This is a genomic window from Pantoea folii (assembly GCF_056678875.1).
Map to the genome: position 1 here is coordinate 82,044 of NZ_JBWXON010000024.1, position 23,207 is coordinate 105,250.

Below are 23,207 nucleotides of genomic sequence, written 5' to 3' on the forward strand. Positions count from 1 at the left end.
CCCAATCGGGCGCCGTTTTTAATTGTGCAGCGCACGCGGCCAGATCCACGCCAAAATGGCTTGCGGGTAGCTGCGCTTCCTGGGTTTTTCCTGCGCTTTGTCGCGCTCCTGTACCTGCTGCTCCGTCAAATGCACGATGCCGGTTGGCGCATAGTCGGCGATTTTCAGCGGTGAGTGCGCCGTGACAAAATCGCGCAGCACATCTGCATCGCGCAGTCCGGTATTGCTGAAGCCCGCATGCGCCTCGATGTTGGGATAACCATCACCGCCGCTGGCATTAAAGCTGTTGGTGGCCATGCGATAGGTTTTGTCTTTTTGCAGCGGCTCGCCATTGATCTTCACCTCACTCACCGCTTTGCCATCCGCCACCAGACTGATATTGCTGAATTGCGCGAAACCACCGGAGTTGGTCTTGATATTGGCAACCGTGGCAAGATACTTCAGTAATTCGTCTCCGGTCAGCGTGACTGACACCACCTGATTACCAAACGGCTGCACCTGCAACAGATCGCGCCAGCTCAGTTTGCCTGCGGCCAGTGAAGTGCGAATGCCACCACCACTGATCACCGCGAAATCCGCTTGGGTCGCTGCCATCTGCGCGCGCAGAATCAGCTGCCCTAGGTTGGTTTGTTCAAAGCGCACTTTGTCGCGTTCGCCCACGAACACGCCATCACTGCTGCCAACCGTGACGTCGAGTTTCTTTGCCGCGCGCAGTTGATACGGCGTCAACAATTTCATCATTGCGCTGTTGGGTGGGATCTCTTCCTGCCAGGTAAGCCAGGAAACGCTGCCATCCAGATTCTTCACTTCGTGCTTGAGGTTCACCGGGATCAGCTGATAGCTGTCCAGCGTCAATTCGCCGTTGCGGAAGGTGAAATCGCCGCGCCCGACGTATTTGCCCCACTCTTTTGCCTGCATGATCCACACGCCATTTTGGCGATCGGGCTGACAAGGCTGGCCGGGCTGATAATCTTTCACGCTGACGTTATCTTTTTCCATGCACACCGCGTCCTGCGAGTGGCCACCAATAATCACATTAATAGTGCCCGGCGGCAGGCTGCGCGCCAGTTCCACATCACCCGGCGCGTTGCTGCCGTGCTGCCCATCGTCGTAATGGCCCATGTGCGTCAGCGCCACAATTACATCGGGTTTTTCACTGGCACGCAGTTCCGCCACCGCTTTTTCCGTCTCTTTCACCGGATCGCGGATGTCGATATTGGCAATATTTTCCGGATTGGAAATTTTCAGCGTATCGGTGGTGGTCAGGCCAATCACCGCGATCTTCAGCCCCATGCGATTAAAGATCGCCCACGGCTTGAACAGACGCTGGTCGGTGCCCTTTTGATAGATATTGGCAGAGAGGAAGGGAAATTTGGCCCACTTCTGTTGCTGTTGCAGCACGCTGAGCGGCTTATCGAATTCGTGATTGCCGAGCGCCATGGCATCGTAGCCGATGAGGTTCATGCCACGAATATCGGGTTCGGCATTGAGCAGATCCGATTCCGGCACGCCAGTATTCACGTCCCCGGCGGAAAGGATCAAGGCACCACCGCCTTTAGCCTGCACATCATAACGCTGTTTATCCATCAGCGTTTTCTGCGCCGCCAGACCGTATTCGCCCTGCGCATTGGTCCAGTAGCGACCGTGATGATCATTGGTGTGCAGAATACTGAATCGATAACTGCGATCCGTCTGCCATGCCTGCGCCAGCATCGGCAGCAACAGCATGATCAGCGCCAGCCAGCGCCCTCTCCGCGGGAATAACAACAAAGCCGATCTCCTTATTCTGCGTCTTTCCACTTTGCCGTGGACTTAATGTGCTTTATCACCCTTCTGTGTCGCACAGATGGCACTTTAACTCAAGACTAAAGGCTTATAGAGTCATGCGGTAGTAACAAACTGATAACGATAACCGCACTCTTCAGGATTTTTATGGCAAGTGACATCGCAACCCCGGCACGCGCACCGGGACGGACCGCTTTTGGCATTTTAGGTGCCATCAGCCTCGCGCATCTGCTCAACGATATGCTGCAATCGCTGCTGCTGGCGATCTACCCGATGCTGCAAAAAGATTTTAGCCTTAACTTCGTCCAGATAGGTCTGATAACGCTAACCTTTCAGGTCACCGCTTCGCTGCTACAGCCGATCATCGGTCATTACACCGACAAATACCCAAAACCCTGGTCTTTGCCGGTGGGGATGGGCTTTACGCTGTGTGGTCTGGTGCTGCTGACGTTCTCCAGCACCTATCCGCAGGTGCTACTCGCTGCCGCGCTGGTGGGCAGTGGTTCCTCGGTGTTTCATCCGGAATCTTCGCGCGTGGCGCGTATGGCCTCCGGTGGACGTCATGGCCTGGCTCAATCCCTGTTCCAGGTGGGCGGCAACTTTGGTAGCGCGTTAGGCCCACTGTTGGCAGCGATGATCGTGGCCCCTTACGGCAAAGGGCATCTTGCCTGGTTCGTGCTGGCGGCACTGCTCGGCATTATCGTGCTGCTGCAGGTCAGCCGCTGGTATAGCCACCAGCAGCGCGCCAGTAAGGCAAAGGCAACGGTTGCGCCGGTTAACCCGCTGCCGCGTAAGAAAGTGGCGTTGGCGATCAGCATTTTGCTGCTGCTTATCTTCTCTAAATACTTCTATCTCACCAGCCTGAGCAGCTACTACACCTTCTATTTAATCCAGAAGTTCGGACTTTCTGTTCAGGCCTCGCAATTCCATCTGTTTGCCTTCCTCGGCGCGGTGGCTGCGGGCACCATTATTGGCGGGCCGATTGGCGATAAAATCGGCCGTAAATACGTGATTTGGGTATCGATTCTCGGCGTTGCTCCCTTCACCTTGCTGTTGCCTCACGCCAACTTAATGTGGACCAGCGTGTTGAGTGTGATCATCGGGTTGATTCTCGCTTCAGCGTTTTCCGCCATTCTGGTGTACGCACAAGAGCTGATGCCAGGACGTATCGGTATGGTTTCCGGGCTGTTTTTCGGTTTTGCCTTTGGCATGGGCGGGCTTGGTGCTGCAGTACTCGGCGTGGTGGCAGACCACACCAGCATCGAATGGGTATATCAAATCTGTGCCTGGCTGCCTTTAATTGGCCTTTTGACCGCTTTCTTACCTGATAACCGCCACGCGTAAGCCGCTTTTGGGGGGCAACGCTTTTTCCTCGCCCCCCTCCATTCTGCGTAAAACCTGCCGATAGTGTGAGATAACTGAGGAAAATGCTGCTTCAGCTGCGTTTTCTTCTCATTTTTTCAATTTATTCGCTTTTCACCGCTCAAATGTTTAAACGTGGTTAGCGATTGTGCATTACACTAGGTTGTTACAAGCGGATACATTTGCACACAAGGAGACAGGCATGCATCACACCACACCGTTGATCACCACCATTGTCGGGGGCCTGGTCCTCGCCTTTATCCTTGGAATGATTGCCAACCGTCTGCGAATCTCCCCGCTGGTCGGTTATCTGCTGGCTGGCGTGCTCGCCGGTCCCTTTACCCCGGGCTTCGTCGCCGATACTAACCTCGCGCCTGAGCTCGCCGAACTCGGCGTTATCCTGCTGATGTTTGGCGTGGGTTTGCACTTCTCGCTGAAGGATTTGATGTCGGTAAAGTCGATCGCCATTCCCGGCGCCATCGCGCAGATCGCGGTGGCCACGCTGCTGGGAATGGGGCTGTCGTGGGCGATGGGCTGGTCGTGGATGACCGGTCTGGTGTTTGGCCTCTGTCTCTCCACCGCCAGTACCGTGGTGTTACTGCGTGCGCTGGAAGAGCGCCAACTGATTGATAGCCAGCGGGGGCAGATCGCCATTGGCTGGCTGATTGTTGAAGATTTGGTGATGGTCCTGACGCTGGTGCTGCTGCCCGCCATTGCCGGGATGCTGGAAGAAGGCAACGCCAGCCCCTCTCTGCTGTTCTGGGACCTGATGCTGACCATCGGCAAAGTCGTCGCTTTTATGGTGCTGATGATGGTGGTGGGCCGTCGTGTGGTGCCGTGGATTCTGGCAAAAAGCGCCGCGACTGGATCGCGTGAACTGTTCACCTTATCCGTACTGGCCCTGGCGCTGGGTATCGCTTTCGGTGCGGTTGAATTCTTCGATGTCTCCTTCGCCCTCGGCGCCTTCTTTGCCGGTATGGTGCTTAACGAATCCGAACTCAGCCACCGTGCCGCGCACGATACTCTCCCACTACGCGATGCTTTTGCGGTGCTGTTCTTTGTCTCGGTCGGTATGTTGTTTGACCCGATGATTTTGATCGAGCAGCCGCTGGCGGTGCTGGGCGCGCTGGCGATCATCGTGCTCGGGAAATCCATCGCCGCCTGGCTGCTGGTGACGCTGCTCGGCCACTCGCGCCGCACCGCTATGACCATTTCGGTGAGTCTGGCGCAGATTGGGGAATTCGCTTTTATCCTTGCCGGATTAGGTATTTCACTCGGCATGTTGAGTGATGAAGGACGCAATCTGGTGCTGGCGGCTGCGATCCTCTCGATTATGCTCAACCCGATTCTATTTACCCTTCTGGAGCGCTACCTCGATAAGACTGAAACCATCGAAGAGCAGACGCTGGAAGAGGCGATTGAAGAAGAGAAGCAGATTCCGCTAGATATCTGCAATCACGCGGTCATTGTGGGTTATGGCCGCGTTGGCAGCTTGCTGGGCCAGCAGCTGATGGAAGCCGATGTGCCGCTGGTGGTGGTGGAAAATTCCCGTCCGCGCGTTGAAGCGCTGCGTGAGCAAGGGATCAAGGCGGTGCTGGGCAATGCGGCTCGCGTCGATACCATGGAGTTAGCCCGACTCGACTGTGCACGCTGGCTGCTGCTGACCATTCCAAACGGTTACGAAGCCGGGGAGATTGTCACCGCCGCGCGTGAGAAGCGTCCGGATATCGAAATTATTGCCCGCGCGCATTACGACGATGAAGTGAATTACATCATGGAGCGCGGTGCCAATCGCGTGGTGATGGGCGAGCGTGAGATCGCCAACAGCATGCTGAACGTGCTGCAGGAAGAGATCGCGCAGAACCCGATTGTGCGGGAATGCCCGATATAACAGACACCGTAGCGCCATAATTCAACTGATACCGTAGCGCCGCTATTCAACAGACACCGTAGCGGCGGGATTAATCGCGCAATTCAAGCAGCACCGCTGCCAACAAACGCGCGATAAATCGCGCCGTTACGGGTTCACTGTTACCTGTCCCAGTACGACTCTTCTAAACTGTCTTCCCGCTCAGGCAGCCCGCGCATCAGACGCGGTGAATGCTGATTCAGCACCTGATAACTCACCCGGTTGGCATACTTACACACCTGCGCCAGCGACGAATAGGTGAGATAACCGCGTGCGTGTTTACTGGAGTTCGGCACTTTCTGGCGGTGGAAATTATTGGCGGTGATGTCGTGCAGCAGCGCGGCCAGAGCACCATCGCCCGCGCCATTGGTGTTCATGATCTTCTCAGGGCCGCCCATATAAGGCGCGATGTGCGAGAAGATGCGCAGCGGCTGCTGGCAATCCTGATGACGCATAGCGCGGCTGAACTCATACTGGTTGAATTCGGCAATCGCGCCCGGCAACAGCGGATGATTGGTTTTGCGCTTGAATTCATCTTCGGTGAAGCCAGCCATATACAAACCGGTAGGGCCAGCAGTGCACAGCACCAGATCCACCCAGTCCAGCGCAATATTCGACGCCAGCAGCGGATCCTGCTCACCCGTCAGCGCCAGCGCCTCTTCTTCGTTCATCGCCACGATCGATACATGATCGCGCAGGAAATCGCGCCAGAACTGCGGATCGTCCTGAATCACGTATTTGGTTCCCAGCGTCAGCACCACCGGCACGTTATGTTTTTTCGCGTAGTCGATGGCACGCAGCGTGGCCGCTGGCATCGGTTCACCCGGCTGGCAGCGCACCAGATAGGAAGTCAGCACCAGCGCCGACGCCCCGGCAATCACCTCTTCCGGAATGCTGTCCGCCTGCAGTTGGTTCATTAAACCCGGGCTGATGGCAAAGGTGCGTTCGCCCTGCTCACCAATCAGAGTGAAGCAGCGGCCAATCGCGCCATCCACGCCTTGCAGGAAGTTGAGATCCATACGGCTGGAGGTGTTGCACAGATAGCGATAAGCGTAGCCGCCAATCTGGATGTTGTTGCACATCACGCCGAGCAATACGGAACGGTCATCGGCCAGCACGGAATAGTTGTGCAGCGTATTACCGATGGTGCCGCCGGCAAATTGATGGCTGATCAGCGCATCGCGCATCAGCTCGTTATACAAAGCTTCTGCGGTAGCATCGTCGATCACCAGCGAGTGGCCGGCGCTCAGTCCGTAGCGTTGCAGAAAGTCATCATCAACTTTGGCTTCAATATCCACCAGCGTCTGGTCGATACCCACCACCCAACTGCCCTCTTCCTGCTCTTGAGGTGTGGCTTGCAGCAGCGGATCGCGCGCGTTAACGGGGAAATAGTGTTTGGATTTGCGTTTGCCGGGAAATTTCATCGTGGCTGCCGTAAGGGAAATCTGGCAGAGAATGATATCACACTCTCTGCCAGCACTTTATCGGCGTGCGTTGACCAGCTGAACCATCATCTCGATGTGCTCGTCATCGGCGTTGAGCGCGGGAATGTATTCAAACTTCTCGCCACCGGCGTGCAGGAAGAACTCACAGTTCTGCTCGCTGATCTCTTCCAGGGTTTCCAGGCAGTCTGCGGAGAAGCCGGGACTCATCACCTGCACATGTTTGATGCCCTTGGCCGGTAAACCTTGCATGGTTTCGTCGGTGTACGGTGTCAACCATGGCTCGCGACCAAAGCGTGACTGGAAGGTCATCATGATTTTGTGCGGCGCGATGCCCAACGCGGCAGCCAGCGCCTCGGTGGTGTCTTTGCAGCGCTGCGGATAATCATCACCTTCGTCGGCAAAGCGCTGTGGGATGCCGTGATACGACAGCACCAGCAGGTCCGGTTCGCCATGCTGCGCAAACGAACGCTCAACCGAAGCCTTCAGTGCTGCGATATAGGCAGGATGCTCGGCATAATCGCGAATGAAAGCCACTTCAGGCAGGGAGCGCAGCGGTTTAAAGCTGGCGGATAATCCGTCCCAAACGGCAGCCACCGTCGAGCACGAGAATTGCGGATAGAGCGGCAACACAATCAGTTTGGTGACACCCTGGTCCAGCAAACGCTGTACCGCCCCGTCGAGGCTTGGCTGGCCGTAGCTCATGCCCAGCTCAACCGGCATATCCACGCGCTGCGCCAGCGCATCGCGCTGCTGCTTGCTGAACACCATCAGCGGAGAGCCTTCTTTCATCCACACCGAGGCGTACAGCTTCGACACGCGCGGCGAACGGAACGGCAAAATGGCGAAATTGAGAATCGGCCACCATAACCAACGCGGTGTATCCACCACGCGCGGGTCGCCAAGGAACTGTTTAAGATAGCGCTTAACGGCAGGTGTTGTAGGCGCATCAGGTGTGCCTAAATTGACCAGCAAAACCCCAGGCTTTTCTTGCCTCATTGGTATTTCCTTGATGTCAAAACGAATGGATCAAAATCAGGGGGAAATTGTAGCGGAAATCGTGGGAGGGGAAAGCAATTGCTGCAAAAGGGCCGGACAACCGGCCCCTGATCCGCATTAACCGAGAATACCGGCCAGCTGCGTGCTCACTTCAGCCACCTTACGGGTGCCGTCGATCTTGTGATACTGGGTGTTACCGGCTTCCGCTTCTTTGCTGTAGTAAGCAATCAGCGGTGCAGTCAGCTGATGGTATTCCACCAGACGCTTACGCACGGTTTCTTCCTGGTCGTCTTTACGCGTGGTCAGCTCTTCGCCGGTCACGTCATCTTTGCCTTCCACTTTTGGAGGATTATAGGTGACGTGATACACGCGGCCAGACGGCGCATGCACGCGACGACCAACAATACGATCCACAATCAGTTCGTCCGGTACGGCAAACTCCAGCACGAAGTCCACATTGATGCCCGCGTCTTTCATGGCATCAGCTTGTGGGATAGTGCGTGGGAAGCCATCGAGCAGGAAACCGTTTTTGCAGTCTTCCTGCGCGATACGCTCTTTAACCAGCGCAATCACCAGCTCGTCTGTCACCAGTTTACCGGCATCCATGATGGCTTTCGCCTGTTGGCCCAGTTCGGTGCCTGCTTTAACTGCCGCACGCAACATGTCACCGGTGGAGATTTGCGGAATACCGTATTTCTCCATGATGAATTGAGCCTGAGTGCCTTTACCTGCGCCCGGTGCCCCGAGCAGAATAATACGCATTGCGTAATTCCCCTTGCGAATCGCATTGATCAATCTGAGAAGGCCAAGAACATACCATTATGACCCGCGCACCACAAGGAAACGGGCGCGCTTCCGGTGAAAGCTTTACTTTGACTTGCTTTAGCGCAAAACACCAGCAGAGTGCCCGTTTTTAAGAATCAAGGCTAACGCTTAACACGTCTTTCAGACGTCTCTTCAGGATCGGCGTGACGTTTTGATTTTTGTTCACACCGCCTCGCACGTTGGCATGCAGGCGCAATCGGTGATGAGCGGGAAGCAGATGCATATCCTGCGGTAAGTCGGGCAAGATAAGACTGACCGGCATGGGGAACAGGGCGAACGGTAAGCCGTGCTGCTGAATCGATTGCAGCTGAACCGGGGCCTCAAGCGTAATATTATCCACGCTAGCGATATTAAACGGCCGCCAGTCGCTGTTTTCCATCATTTCCAGCGTTTGATCCAGCGACGAGCCAAAGGCCAGCCCCTGCTCAAATAACCGCAATTCGCTGCGCACCAGCGTGCTGAAATCGCTGGTTTTCAATGCAATTAACACCAGGTCACTGCTTAACGCCGCATGACGATCGAGCCGCGCCACAAACAATCGCGCATCGCTGATTAATCGTTTATGCAACAAGGTGGCAAAGGATTCCGAGGCGTCGGTCACGCCCTGACTTTGACACTCCGCCAGCGGACGCACCCGCCCCTGCAGCATGTCGACATGCTCCACCAGCGCAATGTTACCAGCCATCATCGGCACTGCGGGTAACACACTCAGTTCACTGACCGGATATTGCGAAGCGTAACGCGTTTGATTGCGCGCCTGTTCCTGACGTAAAAACAGTTGTGAGAGCAGCACCCGCGAAATATGCAAAGAAGGTGCAAAGAAGAGGTCGTAATTTTCCAGCCGATAGTGACGTGAAAGCAAGCCGCGAAGTCGATCGCGCGCTGCCGCCGCCCTGGCAGAAGCATGTTGGTGATCCATCGCGTGAGATTTCTCTAATTATAAAAATGCTGTGTGTGTCGCAGATTGAGGGGGAACATTAGCCGCGTTAAACACAGACAACGCCATCCGTCAACCCGCCATAATCTGGGGGAAAGGTTAGGCCAATGCGGCTGGACATTAAAATGATATAAACTGACAATCCCTGTTAGGTTTTTACACAGGGGATGAGTATGACCGCGCTTCCGTCGTTACGTGCACTGCACTATTTTCATCAGGCAGCACTGCACAGCAGTTTTAGCGTGGCGGCCGAGCGTCTTCATGTGACACACAGCGCCATTAGCCATCAGATTCGACAGCTGGAAAGCTGGATGGGAAAGCCCTTATTCGTCCGTACCAATGGGCGCGTCAAATTAACCTCACACGGCGAGCGCTTGCTGGTGAGTTGTCAGAAGGCGTTTAGCGAACTCTCCACCACCTGCGAAAGCATTCGCACCGGCATGCGTCATCACCTCAGCGTCTCTTGCGCGCCCAGTTTTCTCTCGCAATGGCTGATTCCACGTATTAGCAGTTTTTATCAACGCTATCCCGATATTGAAGTGCAGTTTCAGCCGCTGGTGGAGATCGATCAGCTGCGCAGTGAACACACCGATGTGCTGATCCTTAGCTATGAGCAGTCACCGGATGAGGATATTGATGCTACGCTGATCAGCGATGACTACATCGGCCCGCTGTGCGCGCCTCAGTATGCCGCGCGTTTTCACAATGAGCAGGATTTAGCGTCATTGCCGCTGCTGCATGCCGATACACGACTGCACGCTTGGGCCGAGTGGGCGAAAACCAGCGGTGCGCGTGGCAATTATTGGGTCGGTAAGCATTTCGATAATCTCACTCTGGGCATTCAGGCGGCGAGAAATGGCTTAGGGGTGATCATGGCCCCGCGTTTACTGGTCAGGCAGGAGTTGAGCGACGGTACGCTTATCGCTCCATTGGGATTTGTGCGGGTGGACCGCGCCACCTGGATGATGACGAAAATGTCACGTCAGCATGATGCGGAGATAACGTTGTTCCGGGATTGGCTGCGCGATCAGGCGCTGCATTAAAAAAAGGTCGGCATTCAATGCCGACCTTTTTTGTCTCTTGCCAACCCTGCCGCCGGTATTGATGCCAACCGGCGCGGGCGCTGAATGGCTTATGCCGTCAGCAGTTGGTTCATACGACGGATAAACTGGTTGGGATCGTCCAGCGTGCCGCGCTCAGCCAGCAGCGCCTGATCCAGCAGCAGCTCAACCCATTCAGCAAATTGCGCTTCGTCGTGGGTATCCGCCACGCGTTTCACCAGCGTATGCTCCGGGTTGATTTCGAAGATGTACTTCACATCCGGCACATCCTGACCCGCAGCAGCAAACAGCTTCGCCATCTGGGTGGTCATTTCGTTGGCGTCGGTGGTGACAATCGCCGGGGTGTCGGTCAGACGATGAGTCAGACGCACCTCTTTCACACGCTCGCCCAGCAGCGTTTTCACGCGCTCAACAAACGGCTCCAGCGCTTTTTCCGCTTCCTTCTGCTCCTCGGTCTCTTCATCGGCCAGTTTGCTCAGCGACTCATCCGCTTTGCTCACTGACTGGAAGGTTTTACCGTCGAACTCGGTCAGGTAGCTCATCATCCACTCGTCGATACGATCGGACAGCAGCAGCACCTCGATACCTTTTTTGCGGAACAGTTCCAGATGCGGGCTGCTCTTCGCGGCGGCATAGCTGTCAGCAGTGATGTAGTAAATCTTATCCTGCCCTTCCACCATGCGGCTCAGGTAATCGTCCAGCGAAATGGTCTGCTCAGCGCCTTCACTCTGCGTGGTGGCAAAGCGCAGCAGTTTAGCAATCGCCTGCTGATTGGTGTTGTCTTCCGCTGGGCCTTCTTTCAGGACCAGACCAAACTCTTTCCAGAACTGCTGGTATTTTTCGGCGTCGTCTTTAGCCAGTTTTTCCAGCATCTGCAGGCTACGCTTGGTCAGCGCGGCGCGCAGGCTCTGGGTGACACGGCTGTCCTGCAGGATTTCACGCGAGACGTTCAGCGGCAGATCGTTGGAATCTATCAGGCCACGTACGAAGCGCAGGTAGTTCGGCATGAACTGCTCGGCATCGTCCATGATGAACACGCGCTGCACATACAGCTTCAGGCCGTGTTTGCTGTCGCGGTTGAACATGTCGAATGGCGCACGCTGCGGGATGTACAGCAGGCTGGTGTACTCCTGCTTGCCTTCCACACGGTTGTGGCTCCAGATCGCCGGATCGCTGTAATCATGGGCGATGTGTTTATAGAACTCGTTGTACTCTTCGTCGCTGATTTCAGACTTGTTGCGCGTCCACAGCGCCTGGGCTTTGTTGATCTTCTCCCAGGTGGTGGTGTCGTTCTCTTCGTCTTTGGTCTCAATCTCAACCGGCAGCGCAATGTGATCGGAGTATTTGCTGATCACGTTGCGTACGCGCCACGCATCAAGGAAATCATCCTCGCCTTCGCGGAAGTGCAGCGTGATTTCGGTACCGCGATCGGCTTTCTCAATTTCTGCCAGAGTGTATTCACCCTCGCCCGCCGATTCCCAGAACACGGCTTCATCGGCTTTCGCGCCCGCAGCACGAGTACGCACGGTGACTTTATCCGCAACGATAAACGCCGAGTAGAAGCCCACGCCGAACTGACCGATCAGCTGACTGTCTTTCGCCTGGTCTGAGCCCATCGATTCAAGGAAAGATTTGGTGCCGGACTTCGCGATGGTGCCGAGGTTCTCAATCACCTCATCACGGCGCATACCGATACCGTTATCGCTTAAGGTCAGCGTACGATTATCCTTATCGACCGAGATACGCACGCGCAGGTCGCCATCGCCTTCATACAGATCCGGCGTGGACAGGGCGCGGAAGCGCAGTTTGTCGGCGGCATCCGAAGCGTTGGAGATCAGTTCACGCAGGAAAATCTCTTTGTTTGAATAGAGGGAGTGAATCATCAGGTGCAGAAGTTGTTTTACCTCTGACTGGAAGCCACGCGTCTCTTGTCCTTTCATGGTCATTGCTACCTCAACTAAATCGGGGTTGATCATATGTCGAGAGAGAAATGGGGATGATGATGGGAATTTCAAGCCGATGTCGGTGAAGACATCGGCAAGTGATTAGAATTTAATCTTGTGGCGTCCGGCAAGTGAGTGCGACAGCGTGGTGCCATCGACCATTTCCAGCTCACCGCCGACCGGCACACCGTGTGCAATGCGGCTGGCATCGACGCCATATTGCCCGCACAGTTCAGCGATGTAATTGGCCGTGGCTTCACCTTCCACCGTTGGGTTGGTAGCGAGGATCACTTCGGTCAGCGTTTCACGCTCCAGCCGCTGCTCTAACCGATCCAGACCGATATCCTGCGGACCGATGCCATCCAGCGGTGACAAGTGGCCCATCAGCACAAAGTAACGGCCGCCAAACTGGCCGGTTTGCTCAATGGCGTGGATATCGGCAGGACTCTCCACCACGCAAATCTGGCCGTTTTGTTGACGGCGCGGATTGGCGCAGATGGTGCAAATTTCCTGCTCGGTGAAAGTGCGGCAATCGGCACAGTGGCCGATTTCCGACATCGCGCGGGTCAAAGCCTGCGCCAGACGCATACCACCGCTACGATCGCGCTGTAACAGCTGAAAAGCCATGCGCTGCGCCGATTTCGGGCCCACACCCGGCAGGCAACGCAGCGACTCCATCAAAGATTCAAGCAGTGGACTGGTTTGCATCAGAACGGCATCTTGAAGCCAGGTGGCAGCTGCATACCAGATGACACAGAGGCCATTTTCTCTTTCTGCGTTTCATCAATGCGACGTGCTGCATCGTTGAAGGCTGCCGCAATCAGATCTTCCAGCATGTCTTTGTCGTCTTCCAGCAAGCTTGGATCGACTTCAACACGGCGGCAGTTATGTGCACCATTGATGGTGACTTTGACCAGGCCAGCGCCTGATTCACCGGTCACTTCCAGCGCGGCAATCTCTTCCTGAACTTTGGCCATTTTGTCTTGCATCTGCTGGGCCTGTTTCATCAGGTTGCCCAATCCGCCTTTACCAAACATAGTCTTCTCTCTCTGCTGGGGCTGCGCGCCACTCACGCGCGACAGCGGGTGTTCAAACGGGTCGAATACTCTCTTCATCCAGATCGGCATCGAAGAATCGACGCAATGTCTGAATGTGAGTATCGCTTTCAATCGACTGGCGCGCCTGCACCAGTTTCTCTTCATAAATGGCCTGACGCCATTCCAGTGGCGTCAACACCGCAGGATTATCGTCTTCAACGATGGTCAGTTCAACCGTTTGTCCGGCTGCCTGACTGAGCGCTTCCGTCAACGCCTGTTTTGCCGACGCTGAATTCAGGTGACGCTGACTGCTGCGCAAATGCAGCGTGACGGCGTTCTCGCCCACCTCTTTCCACGCGTTTAACGCCACCTGCTGCACCAGTTTTGGCAACGTCAGTGCGGCTATTTCGGCGGCCCACGCATCGCGCTGCTGGGCTTCTTCGGCCAGACGAAGCGCCAGCTCAGGCGTTTTCTCATGCTCCAGAGCGGAACGCAAGGCTTTTGGCGTTGCGATAGGCTCCGCTTTTACCTCGACCGTTTGCTGGGCTTTCCAGCGATAGGCTTCTGGCTTCGCGGGCGTTTTTACCGCGGGTTCAGACGCACGCTGCTGCACGCGTTCGGTGACACTGGCAAGACGTTCCAGCGCCGGGTTCGCCGGCCGCGCGGGACGCGCTGCCGGCTCACTCTTTTTTGCTTTGCCGGCTCCCTGACGCAGCAACTGCGTTCGCGCCTGTAACAGCTGGCTGGTGGAGTCGGACATATGTTCTGGCGCCGGTTGCATATCGGCGTAATCATCAGCCATCGGCGGTGCGTCCTGCATCGGCGGCGCCATCTGCGGCTGCGCGGCAGAGGCGGTGCGAGGTGCCGAAGAAGTGGCAGCAGGTCCGGCGGTGTGAGCTGAAGCCGCCGGCGTTGCAGATGAAGCAGCGGTGGCAGAAGCCGCCGGCGCAGTAGACTGAGCGCCGGACGCTGGCGCAGCAGTGCCAGCAGACGCTTGCGATGCCGCCTGCGGAATCAGGCTGGGCCGCGCAACCGGCTCGGCAATAGTCGCCTGCGGATGGAATGCCAGCGCGCGCAGCAGCGTCATCTCGACGCCGAGGCGACGATCCGGTGCCAGCGGCAGATCTTTACGTCCCATCAGCAAAGTCTGGTAATAAAGTTGCACGTCGGTGGGCGGTAAGACGCGCGCTAAATCGCGCAAGCGCTGTGCCTGATTCACATCATCCTCGCCCAGCGAAGCCGGCAGCAGTTGCACCATCGCCACACGATGCAGCAATCGCAGCATCTCGACCAGCAGCGCTTCCCACTCGACACCACGCGATGCCGCCTGATTCAGCAGTGCCATCACCTGTTCGCCCTGGCCCTCCACCAGCGCTTCAATCAGCGCCAGCGGCTGTTCGTCATCCAGCGTGCCCAGCATTTGCGCCACGGTTTCACGCGTCACGCTGCCCTGCCCCATGGCAATCGCCTGATCGGTGAGACTCAGGGCATCACGCATACTGCCATCAGCGGCACGCGCCAGCAGATGCAGTGCACGCGGCTCGGCGGCAATCTGCTCCTGCTGCAATATATGCACTAACTGCTGCTGAATTTGCTCGACGTCGAGCGCTTTAAGATGGAACTGCAGGCAACGCGACAGTATGGTCACCGGCAGTTTTTGCGGATCGGTGGTCGCCAGCAGGAATTTGACGTGCGACGGCGGCTCTTCCAGCGTTTTCAACAGCGCATTAAAGCTGTGACGCGAGAGCATGTGCACTTCATCGATCAGATAAACCTTGAAGCGACCGCGCGCCGGGGCGTACTGCACGTTATCCAGCAGATCGCGCGTGTCTTCGACTTTGGTGCGCGACGCGGCATCGATCTCAATCAGATCGACAAAGCGCCCCTGCTCGATTTCACGGCAGTTATCACACTGACCACATGGCGTGGAGGTGATGCCGGTTTCGCAGTTAAGACCTTTCGCCAGCAAACGGGCGATCGAGGTTTTCCCCACGCCGCGTGTACCGGAGAAGAGATAAGCATGATGGATTCGTCCCAGTGACAATCCGTTGGCCAGCGCAGTCAGCACATGTTCCTGACCGACTACGTCAGCGAAAGCCTGGGGACGCCATTTTCGCGCAAGTACCTGATAGCTCATGTGGATTCAATCACTGGAATTTATTGAGTTGGCACAGCGGTGCGGCTAAGTGAACCGGGTTCCGCCACAAGACAAAGAGGAAAAATGCAGCTTCGCAACCCCTGTTTATATGGGCAGTAGTCTAACAGCCACAACAGGATATGCCTATACCCGCGCTGCAGGCGCTGAATTTCATCGCGCATCCGCTTGAGCGGTACGATTTATCAGATATTGATACAAAGGTACGACGGCAGGAACGCGCAATGAAATGCGCCGCGATGGCCAAGGCCAGCGGCGCACAGACCTTAATGGCCGGGGAAATTCACGAGGCTGTAGCAATCAATGCCGATCGCGTTAAGGCGCGCTTCACCGCTCAGATCAAACAGGTTGATCACGAACGCAGCATCTTTCACTTCACCACCGGCACGGCGGATCAGTTTCACCGTGGCTTCCAGCGTACCGCCGGTGGCCAGCAGATCGTCCACCACCAGCACCACATCACCTGGCTTAATGGCATCTTTGTGCAGCTCCAGCGCATCAGAACCGTACTCCAGCTCATAGCTCTCGCTGTAGGTTTCACGCGGCAGCTTGCCCGGCTTACGCACCGGCACAAAACCGACACCCAGACCCAGTGCCACCGGTGCACCAAACAGGAAGCCACGTGCTTCGGTACCCACCACTTTGGTGATACCTTTGTCACGATAGCGTTCAACCAGAATGGCAATCGACGCAGCATAGGCCTGCGGATCTTCCATCAAACTGGTGACGTCACGGAACAGGATGCCCGGCTTAGGGTAGTCAGGGATGCTTTTGATGCTGTTTTTGATGAGTTCAAGCTGCTGAGCAGTTGCGGTCATAAGTGTTACGCCTGGAAAAATATCTAATACGCGCAGCATCCGACAGCGCCAATACCCGGAAACCGGGTTAAGCGAAGACGTTTAAAAAGGGAAGCCACGCACGAAGATGCCCAAATCTATGCAAATACCTGTCTAAATGCAACCCTGCCGCACTTAATCGCCGCTGTCAGCATTTTCTGCCACTACCGGGATACGCCACATAAACAACAGCAGCGCGCACAACATGATGCCCAGCATAATCCGCACCCACAGCATGTTAACTACATAAATAGAGACGGCAAAGGTGATGACAATCAGCAACATGGCGCGGCCTTTGGCGCCGGGCGGCATGGCGCGATGCTGTTGCCAGTGGCGGATATAGCGACCAAACGGCGAGCGCCACAGCAGCCAGTGATGAAAACGCGGTGACGAACGGGCAAAGCACCAGGCGGCCAGCAACATAAATGGCGTGGTCGGTAATAAAGGTAATACAATGCCCAGCGTGCCCAGCACAATCGCCAGCCAGCCAAGACACAGAAGAAAAATTCGTTGCATGCCTGATGCCTGATAAAATCGGAACTGCGCTACGTTAACACAGTCGGAATCAGAGTGATGCCCCAACCGCCCGCACATCAACGTCTGCTCGCCATTGTCGATCAGCTACGACGGCAAATCGCGCAGCAACGCGATGGTGCGTGCCGACAGCCCCGTTTTGACGCCCAACTGTTCCATTGCAAAGGCACGCGGCTCGCTGATTATCTTGCTGAGCTGGAACAGAATTTAACCCAGCTCATCGCTGCTGATACCAACGTCATACGCCGTCAGTGGCTGGCGGAGAAAGTGCTGGACCAGATTGCCGCCCTGCAACGCGAATGCCAGAGCCAGCAACTGCGCACCCCGCGTGAGCGTCCTCGCGTTGATCCGCGCCAGTCGAAGCGCGAAGAGTATCAGGGCTATGAAACGCGCTTGCTGGCGATGATCGAACAACGTGAGCAACATCTGGCGCGCGCCGAAACCCTCAGCGTGCAGCAGCAGTTGATCCGCGATATCGAAGTGCTGCACGAGCGGCTGGCACGCTGTCGCCATGCGATGCACAAACTGGAAATGTCAGGCCCGACACGGTAATCACCGCCCACTTTCCTTTATATCCGTCATACTTCACAGGGCAGGTGCGTTGGCTACGCTCATTCCCCCCGTGTCTGCATGAGTAAGCCCCTGCGGGTTCATTCCTTTGCCACTTGCCTGCACCTGAAATTATTTAGGATATATACTCCCCCTATGAATGAAGGAGGAAAATCATGACCCTAATTATGTGGATAGCGATTGGCGTGGTGGCTGGCTGCATCAAGCGCATGGTTTTTCCCGGTCGGCCGGGTGGGTTTGTTCCGACGCTGGTGCTGGCCGTGATTGGTGCGTTAATTGGGGGTTACATCGCGACTTATTTTACAACGGGTGATTTAGCGACGTTGCATCCCGCTGGCTTTGGGGTGGCACTGCTGGGTTCCATTTTGATGCTGCTGGTGGCGGCAAAATTACGTATTTAACAAGGAGAGATCATGTCACTGGAAACTGCATCCGATGAGATCAAACTGGCAGTGGATTTGATTCAACTGCTGGAAGAGAACCAGGTGCCGACCGCAACCGTGTTAGCCGCGCTGGCGATTGTCCAACGCGATTATCAGCAGAAACAGGCGGCAGAGGGCGTAAATTAACGCGCCGAGGAAAGAGTGGGACTGAGTCGCAGCATATCAATAAAGGCATCCACCAACTGCGGCGCATCTGCTGCCAGATCAAACGCCTGCGGGTTAAACAGCCAGTTTTCCATCATACCGTTGATATAGCCGCACATCAGACGCGCCGATTGCAACGTGTTCAATCCCGCAGGCAACTGGCCCACTTCGATACACTCACGTAGCACCAATTCAATTCGGTCGTAACACTCAAGCAGTAAACTTTGACGCATATCCTGTAATGTCGACATTTCGCCAACGAATTCACATTTATGGAAGATAATCTCCATTAAAGCGCGTCTTTGTGGATCCTTTGCTGTGGCGTCAAGGATATAGATCAACATCGAACGGATAACAGAAAGTGGATCGCCCGGGTATTTTGTCTGATACTCAAGTTCCACATCGTCAAGCCCAGCGTCACACCGAAGCCAGATTTCATGCAGAACATCGGCTTTATTTTTGAAATGCCAGTAGATAGCACCGCGCGTGACGCCGGCCGCTGCTGCGATATCTGCCAGGGATGTGGCAGCCACACCGTGTTCAGAGAAGTGTGCTAAAGCGGCATCCAGAATTTGGTTCCGCGTTTCAAGTGCTTGCGCTTTGGTTTTTCGTGCCATAGAGGACTTTTTTTACAAACTGGCAAGTTTACATACATTTGTGAATGTATGTACCATAGCACGACCCGTGTTTTAACGCAGCAATGGGTTTATCGGTTTGTGATCCATTGATCATTTGATATCGGACACTAGAGGTTTATTTATGAATAAAAACAGAGGATTAGCGCCTCTGGCGGCCGTCCTGATGCTTTCAGGCAGCTTTGTGTTAACAGGATGTGATGATAATAAATCCCAGCAAGCCGCCCAGCAGCAGCCCCCAGAAGTGGGTGTTGTGACGTTAAAAAACGAGCCTTTGAAAATTACCACCGAACTGCCAGGACGTACTTCGGCATTCCGCGTGGCAGAAGTGCGCCCTCAGGTGTCAGGCATTATTCTGAAGCGTAATTTTGAGGAAGGGACGGATATCAAAGCAGGCGTGTCCCTGTATCAGATCGATCCGGCAACTTACCAGGCGGCTTATGACAGCGCCAAAGGCGATTTAGCACAGGCGCAAGCCAATGCACACGTCGCGCAGTTAACCATCAAACGTTATAAGCCGCTGCTGGGTACTAAGTACATCAGTCAGCAGGACTATGACACCGCTGCGGCCACCGCTGCACAGACGGCTGCAGCCGTTCAGGCAGCCCAGGCTAACGTGGAAACCGCCCGCATCAATCTGGCTTACACCAAAGTGACGTCGCCGATCAGCGGTCGCATTGGTAAATCGTCAGTCACTGAGGGCGCTCTGGTCTCCAGCGGTCAAACCACTGCGCTGGCAACCGTGCAGCAGCTCGATCCTATGTATGTCGATGTGACCCAATCCAGTGATGATTTCCTGCGTTTGCGCGCAGAACTGGAATCCGGTCAGCTGAAACAGAATGACGGCAAAGCCAACGTCACGCTCTTGATGCAAAACGGTAACGCATACACGCAGACAGGCACATTGGAATTCTCTGATGTGACCGTGGATGAAACTACCGGCTCCATCACGCTGCGCGCCATCTTCCCGAACCCGGACCACCGCCTGCTGCCAGGGATGTTTGTGCGTGCGCGTCTGGATGAAGGCACCAACCCAACCGCACTGCTGGTACCGCAACAGGGCGTAACTCGTACCCCAACCGGTCAGGCAACCGCGATGGTAGTGGGCGCAGATAACAAAGTGGAAGTCCGTAATATCACCGCTAATCAGGCATTTGGCGACAAATGGCTGGTAACTGATGGCCTGAAAGAAGGCGATCGCGTGATCACCGTCGGTCTTCAGCGTGCCAAGCCAGGTGCGCAGGTGACACCACAAGAAGTCAAAGATGATGCCAAAGCAGCACCGGAATCACAGTCTGCTAAATCATCGTCCTAAACAGGAGCCACTGATACATGGCTAAGTTCTTTATCGATCGCCCCATTTTTGCCTGGGTGCTTGCCATCATCATTATGCTGGCAGGTACTCTTGCGATTATCAGCTTGCCGATTGAGCAATATCCCAATGTTGCGCCGCCGGCGGTTGAAATCCAGGCAACCTACCCGGGTGCTGATGCGAAAACGCTGCAGGATTCGGTAACCCAGGTTATCGAACAAAACATGAACGGCATCGATGGCCTGATGTATATGGCCTCGAGCAGTGACTCGTCCGGTACATTGACTCTGACCCTGACCTTCCAGTCCGGTACTAACGCAGATATTGCGCAGGTACAGGTACAGAACAAGCTGCAGCTGGCCATGCCACTGCTGCCGCAGGAAGTACAGCAACAAGGTATTCAGGTTAAAAAGTCTTCCAGCAGCTTCCTGATGGTGGCCGGCTTTGTCAGTGATGACGGCAGCATGACGCAGAATGACATCTCTGACTACGTCGCTTCCAACATCAAAGATCCGATCAGCCGTACGCCTGGCGTCGGTGATACTCAGGTGTTTGGTGCGCAGTACGCGATGCGCATCTGGCTTGATCCACACAAACTGAACAACTACCAGCTGACGCCGGTGGATGTCATCAGTGCGTTGGGTACTCAGAACACCCAGGTCGCCGCCGGTCAGTTGGGTGGCACACCGCCAGTACCGGGCCAGCAGTTGAACGCCTCGATCATTGCGCAGACCCGTCTGACCAATACTGAAGAGTTCGGCAACATCATGCTGAAAGTTAACCAGGATGGCTCACAGGTACGCTTGCGTGACGTGGCGAAGATTGAACTCGGTGGTGAAAACTACGAGATCATCGCCCGCTACAACGGCAAACCGGCTTCGGGTATCGGTGTGAAACTGGCAACCGGTGCGAATGCATTGGATACCGCCAAAGCGGTGAAAGATGAGCTGGCCAAACTGCAGCCGTTCTTCCCGTCAGGCATGAAAACCGTTTATCCGTACGACACCACGCCGTTCGTGAAGATCTCGATCTTCGAAGTGGTGAAAACGCTGTTTGAGGCGATCGTGCTGGTGTTCCTGGTGATGTACCTGTTCCTGCAGAACTTCCGCGCCACGCTGATTCCGACCATTGCGGTGCCGGTGGTCCTGCTGGGTACGTTTGCGATTATCAGTGCCTTTGGTTACTCGATAAACACCCTGACGATGTTCGGGATGGTGCTCGCCATCGGCCTGTTGGTGGATGATGCCATCGTGGTGGTAGAGAACGTTGAGCGTGTGATGGCGGAAGAAGGTTTACCGCCGAAAGAAGCGACTAAACGTTCAATGGAGCAGATTCAGGGTGCGCTGGTGGGTATTGCCCTGGTGCTGTCCGCAGTATTTATCCCGATGGCCTTCTTCGGCGGCTCGACCGGGGTTATTTATCGTCAGTTCTCGATCACCATCGTTTCCGCGATGGCACTGTCAGTACTGGTGGCGTTGATTCTGACGCCGGCGCTCTGTGCCACCATGCTGAAACCGATCAAGAAAGGCGATCACGGTAAAACCACTGGCTTCTTCGGCTGGTTCAACCGCTTGTTCGATAAGAGCACCAACCACTACGTCGATAGCGTAGGTCACATCGTACGTAGCACCGGTCGTTATCTGGTGATCTACCTGGTGATCGTGGTCGGCATGGCGTATCTGTTCCTGAAACTGCCTACCTCCTTCCTGCCGGAAGAGGATCAGGGTCTGTTACTGGCGCAGGCGCAGTTGCCAGCCGGTGCAACCCAGGAACGTACGCAGAAAGTGCTGGATCAGGTGACCGATTACTTCCTGAACAAAGAGAAAGACAGCGTTAACTCGGTATTTACCGTTAACGGCTTTGGCTTTGCGGGTCGTGGTCAGAACACCGGTATTGCTTTCGTCAGCCTGAAACCGTGGGATGAGCGTGGCGATGCCAGCCTGAAAGTGCCAGCGATTGCCGGACGCGCCATGCAGGCGTTGGGTCAGATCAAAGATGCGATGGTCTTCCCGTTCAACCTGCCAGCAATTATCGAACTGGGTAACGCCACCGGCTTCGACTTCATGCTGACGGACCAGGGTAACCTGGGTCACGAGAAGTTAACCGCCGCGCGTAACCAGCTGTTTGGCATGATTGCCCAGCATCCGGATACGCTGGTGGGCGTGCGTCCAAATGGTATGGAAGATACGCCACAGTACAAACTGATCATCGATCAGGAAAAAGCGCAGGCATTGGGTGTGTCGCTGTCTGACATCAACACCACGCTCGGCGCGGGCTGGGGTGGTTCGTACGTCAATGACTTCATCGACCGTGGTCGTGTGAAGAAAGTGTACGTCATGGGCCAGGCTGACTCGCGTATGTTGCCAGATGACATCAGCAAATGGTTTGTGCGTAACAGCTCTGGCACCATGGTTCCGTTCTCCGCCTTCTCTTCGGCGAAGTGGCAGTACGGTTCACCGCGTCTGGAACGCTACAACGGCTTACCATCGATGGAAATCCTGGGTCAGGCGGCGCCTGGTAAGAGCTCAGGTGATGCCATGAACCTGATGGAAGAGCTGGCGGGCAAACTGCCTGCGGGTATCGGCTATGACTGGACCGGTATGTCTTACCAGGAACGTCTGTCCGGTAACCAGGCCCCTGCCCTGTACGCCATCTCGCTGATTGTGGTGTTCCTGTGTCTGGCCGCATTGTATGAGAGCTGGTCGATTCCGTTCTCCGTTATGCTGGTGGTGCCGCTGGGTGTGGTCGGTGCATTGATCTTCACCACCTTGCGCGGACTCAGTAACGACGTCTACTTCGTGGTGGGACTGCTGACAACCATTGGCTTGTCGGCGAAGAACGCCATCCTGATCGTTGAATTCGCCAAGGATTTGATGGAGAAGGAAGGGAAAGGTTTGGTGGAATCAACACTGGAAGCAGCACGTATGCGTCTGCGTCCAATTCTGATGACCTCACTGGCCTTTATCCTCGGTGTTCTGCCGCTGGCCATCAGTACCGGTGCTGGTTCCGGCGCACAGAACGCCGTAGGTACTGGCGTAATGGGCGGCATGGTAACCGCAACTGCGTTGGCGATCTTCTTCGTGCCGGTGTTCTTTGTGGTGGTACGTCGCCGCTTTGGTAAGAACAAAGCGGAGATTGAGCAAGGCCATCCGGTCGAGCACAAACACTAAGTTGTCACCTGTTGAAAAGGCCGCGCAAGCGTAATGCTTGTCAGTTAAGATCTTAATGGAGGCCGCAACGGATAACGTTGCGGCTTCTTTTTTACCGCCCTTGGGTAA

The 23,207-nt window shown here is 55.5% G+C and carries 20 protein-coding genes and 1 other annotated feature; of the genes, 8 read left to right on the plus strand and 12 right to left on the minus strand.

The genetic code is table 11. The annotated features are described in order from the left end of the window. Positions 1-18: 18 nt before the first annotated feature. Complete coding sequence (gene ushA, locus AC1MDE_RS23010; protein WP_479402812.1) at positions 19-1,770, minus strand: bifunctional UDP-sugar hydrolase/5'-nucleotidase UshA; 1,752 nt, start codon at positions 1,768-1,770, stop codon at positions 19-21. 162 nt (positions 1,771-1,932) lie between these two features. Between ushA and AC1MDE_RS23015 the strand changes: the two genes are divergently transcribed. Together AC1MDE_RS23015 and ybaL are read left to right on the plus strand one after the other, a co-directional pair. Next, entirely contained in the window at positions 1,933-3,129 is a 1,197-nt protein-coding gene (locus AC1MDE_RS23015) for an MFS transporter (RefSeq protein ID WP_034828194.1), read from the plus strand. Between the two features lie 220 nt (positions 3,130-3,349). Continuing rightward, entirely contained in the window at positions 3,350-5,038 is a 1,689-nt protein-coding gene (ybaL, locus tag AC1MDE_RS23020; RefSeq protein ID WP_034828192.1) for a YbaL family putative K(+) efflux transporter, read from the plus strand. A gap of 140 nt (positions 5,039-5,178) precedes the next feature. Here the strand turns inward: ybaL and AC1MDE_RS23025 are convergent, their stop codons facing one another. The 4 genes from AC1MDE_RS23025 to AC1MDE_RS23040 all read right to left on the minus strand — a co-directional run bounded on the left by AC1MDE_RS23025 (position 5,179) and on the right by AC1MDE_RS23040 (position 9,241). Continuing rightward, entirely contained in the window at positions 5,179-6,480 is a 1,302-nt protein-coding gene (locus AC1MDE_RS23025; RefSeq protein WP_034828189.1) for an inosine/guanosine kinase, read from the minus strand. A gap of 57 nt (positions 6,481-6,537) precedes the next feature. Beyond that, entirely contained in the window at positions 6,538-7,497 is a 960-nt protein-coding gene (gene hemH / locus AC1MDE_RS23030) for a ferrochelatase (RefSeq protein ID WP_034828187.1), read from the minus strand. Between the two features lie 117 nt (positions 7,498-7,614). Continuing rightward, on the minus strand, positions 7,615-8,259 hold the full coding sequence (gene adk, locus AC1MDE_RS23035) for an adenylate kinase (protein ID WP_034828185.1): 645 nt from the start codon (positions 8,257-8,259) through the stop codon (positions 7,615-7,617). Between the two features lie 151 nt (positions 8,260-8,410). Continuing rightward, the gene (locus tag AC1MDE_RS23040) at positions 8,411-9,241 is read right to left on the minus strand and encodes a DUF6024 family protein (protein ID WP_479401096.1); all 831 of its coding nucleotides are present in this window, start codon (positions 9,239-9,241) and stop codon (positions 8,411-8,413) included. Positions 9,242-9,432: 191 nt separating this feature from the next. Here AC1MDE_RS23040 and AC1MDE_RS23045 point away from each other — a divergent pair, with 191 nt between their 5' ends. Next, positions 9,433-10,302: a LysR substrate-binding domain-containing protein gene (locus tag AC1MDE_RS23045; protein WP_038648497.1), complete on the plus strand. Its 870-nt coding sequence runs from the start codon at positions 9,433-9,435 to the stop codon at positions 10,300-10,302. A gap of 89 nt (positions 10,303-10,391) precedes the next feature. Here the strand turns inward: AC1MDE_RS23045 and htpG are convergent, their stop codons facing one another. From htpG to AC1MDE_RS23075, 6 genes are all read right to left on the minus strand, one after another. Next, the gene (htpG, locus tag AC1MDE_RS23050; protein ID WP_479401097.1) at positions 10,392-12,266 is read right to left on the minus strand and encodes a molecular chaperone HtpG; all 1,875 of its coding nucleotides are present in this window, start codon (positions 12,264-12,266) and stop codon (positions 10,392-10,394) included. Positions 12,267-12,365: 99 nt separating this feature from the next. After that, the gene (gene recR, locus AC1MDE_RS23055) at positions 12,366-12,971 is read right to left on the minus strand and encodes a recombination mediator RecR (RefSeq protein WP_007886897.1); all 606 of its coding nucleotides are present in this window, start codon (positions 12,969-12,971) and stop codon (positions 12,366-12,368) included. Beyond that, the gene (locus AC1MDE_RS23060) at positions 12,971-13,300 is read right to left on the minus strand and encodes a YbaB/EbfC family nucleoid-associated protein (RefSeq protein ID WP_031377860.1); all 330 of its coding nucleotides are present in this window, start codon (positions 13,298-13,300) and stop codon (positions 12,971-12,973) included. The genes recR and AC1MDE_RS23060 overlap by 1 nt, the downstream gene beginning before the upstream one ends. A gap of 52 nt (positions 13,301-13,352) precedes the next feature. Then, positions 13,353-15,437: a DNA polymerase III subunit gamma/tau gene (dnaX, locus tag AC1MDE_RS23065; protein ID WP_480345121.1), complete on the minus strand. Its 2,085-nt coding sequence runs from the start codon at positions 15,435-15,437 to the stop codon at positions 13,353-13,355. Further along, positions 13,950-14,011: a sequence feature (DnaX frameshifting element), on the minus strand. Its footprint overlaps the gene before it by 62 nt. A 284-nt stretch (positions 15,438-15,721) precedes the next feature. Further along, a complete protein-coding gene (gene apt / locus AC1MDE_RS23070; protein WP_058962246.1) occupies positions 15,722-16,273 on the minus strand; it encodes an adenine phosphoribosyltransferase in 552 nt (183 codons plus the stop codon). Positions 16,274-16,426: 153 nt separating this feature from the next. Beyond that, positions 16,427-16,807 (minus strand): DUF454 family protein, encoded by a 381-nt coding sequence (locus tag AC1MDE_RS23075; protein ID WP_479402817.1) that lies wholly within the window; start codon positions 16,805-16,807, stop codon positions 16,427-16,429. Positions 16,808-16,864: 57 nt separating this feature from the next. Here AC1MDE_RS23075 and priC point away from each other — a divergent pair, with 57 nt between their 5' ends. From priC to rsmS, 3 genes are all read left to right on the plus strand, one after another. After that, positions 16,865-17,377, plus strand: coding sequence for a primosomal replication protein PriC (gene priC, locus AC1MDE_RS23080; protein WP_479414714.1), 513 nt, complete (start codon positions 16,865-16,867; stop codon positions 17,375-17,377). A gap of 173 nt (positions 17,378-17,550) precedes the next feature. After that, positions 17,551-17,796 carry a GlsB/YeaQ/YmgE family stress response membrane protein gene (locus AC1MDE_RS23085; RefSeq protein WP_034828157.1) on the plus strand — a complete coding sequence of 82 codons (246 nt, stop codon included), beginning with the start codon at positions 17,551-17,553 and terminating at the stop codon, positions 17,794-17,796. A gap of 12 nt (positions 17,797-17,808) precedes the next feature. Then, a complete protein-coding gene (gene rsmS / locus AC1MDE_RS23090) occupies positions 17,809-17,964 on the plus strand; it encodes a pleiotropic regulatory protein RsmS (RefSeq protein WP_064511361.1) in 156 nt (51 codons plus the stop codon). Here rsmS and acrR read toward each other — a convergent pair. Further along, positions 17,961-18,599 (minus strand): multidrug efflux transporter transcriptional repressor AcrR, encoded by a 639-nt coding sequence (gene acrR / locus AC1MDE_RS23095; RefSeq protein WP_058962250.1) that lies wholly within the window; start codon positions 18,597-18,599, stop codon positions 17,961-17,963. The genes rsmS and acrR overlap by 4 nt on opposite strands. A gap of 142 nt (positions 18,600-18,741) precedes the next feature. Between acrR and AC1MDE_RS23100 the strand changes: the two genes are divergently transcribed. Together AC1MDE_RS23100 and AC1MDE_RS23105 are read left to right on the plus strand one after the other, a co-directional pair. Further along, positions 18,742-19,932 (plus strand): efflux RND transporter periplasmic adaptor subunit, encoded by a 1,191-nt coding sequence (locus tag AC1MDE_RS23100; RefSeq protein ID WP_034828153.1) that lies wholly within the window; start codon positions 18,742-18,744, stop codon positions 19,930-19,932. A gap of 17 nt (positions 19,933-19,949) precedes the next feature. After that, a complete protein-coding gene (locus AC1MDE_RS23105; protein WP_058962251.1) occupies positions 19,950-23,099 on the plus strand; it encodes a multidrug efflux RND transporter permease subunit AcrB in 3,150 nt (1,049 codons plus the stop codon). The last annotated feature ends 108 nt before the right edge of the window (positions 23,100-23,207 follow it).

Bases quoted from the DNA above. Each gene is read 5' to 3' on its own strand.
- priC (WP_479414714.1), top strand. From the start codon at position 16,865: ATGCCCCAACCGCCCGCACATCAACGTCTGCTCGCCATTGTCGATCAG.
- AC1MDE_RS23040 (WP_479401096.1), bottom strand. From the start codon at position 9,241: ATGGATCACCAACATGCTTCTGCCAGGGCGGCGGCAGCGCGCGATCGA.
- rsmS (WP_064511361.1), top strand. From the start codon at position 17,809: ATGTCACTGGAAACTGCATCCGATGAGATCAAACTGGCAGTGGATTTG.
- AC1MDE_RS23100 (WP_034828153.1), top strand. From the start codon at position 18,742: ATGAATAAAAACAGAGGATTAGCGCCTCTGGCGGCCGTCCTGATGCTT.
- AC1MDE_RS23085 (WP_034828157.1), top strand. From the start codon at position 17,551: ATGACCCTAATTATGTGGATAGCGATTGGCGTGGTGGCTGGCTGCATC.
- AC1MDE_RS23015 (WP_034828194.1), top strand. From the start codon at position 1,933: ATGGCAAGTGACATCGCAACCCCGGCACGCGCACCGGGACGGACCGCT.
- AC1MDE_RS23105 (WP_058962251.1), top strand. From the start codon at position 19,950: ATGGCTAAGTTCTTTATCGATCGCCCCATTTTTGCCTGGGTGCTTGCC.
- hemH (WP_034828187.1), bottom strand. From the start codon at position 7,497: ATGAGGCAAGAAAAGCCTGGGGTTTTGCTGGTCAATTTAGGCACACCT.
- AC1MDE_RS23045 (WP_038648497.1), top strand. From the start codon at position 9,433: ATGACCGCGCTTCCGTCGTTACGTGCACTGCACTATTTTCATCAGGCA.
- AC1MDE_RS23075 (WP_479402817.1), bottom strand. From the start codon at position 16,807: ATGCAACGAATTTTTCTTCTGTGTCTTGGCTGGCTGGCGATTGTGCTG.
- dnaX (WP_480345121.1), bottom strand. From the start codon at position 15,437: ATGAGCTATCAGGTACTTGCGCGAAAATGGCGTCCCCAGGCTTTCGCT.
- recR (WP_007886897.1), bottom strand. From the start codon at position 12,971: ATGCAAACCAGTCCACTGCTTGAATCTTTGATGGAGTCGCTGCGTTGC.
- AC1MDE_RS23025 (WP_034828189.1), bottom strand. From the start codon at position 6,480: ATGAAATTTCCCGGCAAACGCAAATCCAAACACTATTTCCCCGTTAAC.
- acrR (WP_058962250.1), bottom strand. From the start codon at position 18,599: ATGGCACGAAAAACCAAAGCGCAAGCACTTGAAACGCGGAACCAAATT.
- ybaL (WP_034828192.1), top strand. From the start codon at position 3,350: ATGCATCACACCACACCGTTGATCACCACCATTGTCGGGGGCCTGGTC.
- AC1MDE_RS23060 (WP_031377860.1), bottom strand. From the start codon at position 13,300: ATGTTTGGTAAAGGCGGATTGGGCAACCTGATGAAACAGGCCCAGCAG.
- apt (WP_058962246.1), bottom strand. From the start codon at position 16,273: ATGACCGCAACTGCTCAGCAGCTTGAACTCATCAAAAACAGCATCAAA.
- adk (WP_034828185.1), bottom strand. From the start codon at position 8,259: ATGCGTATTATTCTGCTCGGGGCACCGGGCGCAGGTAAAGGCACTCAG.
- htpG (WP_479401097.1), bottom strand. From the start codon at position 12,266: ATGACCATGAAAGGACAAGAGACGCGTGGCTTCCAGTCAGAGGTAAAA.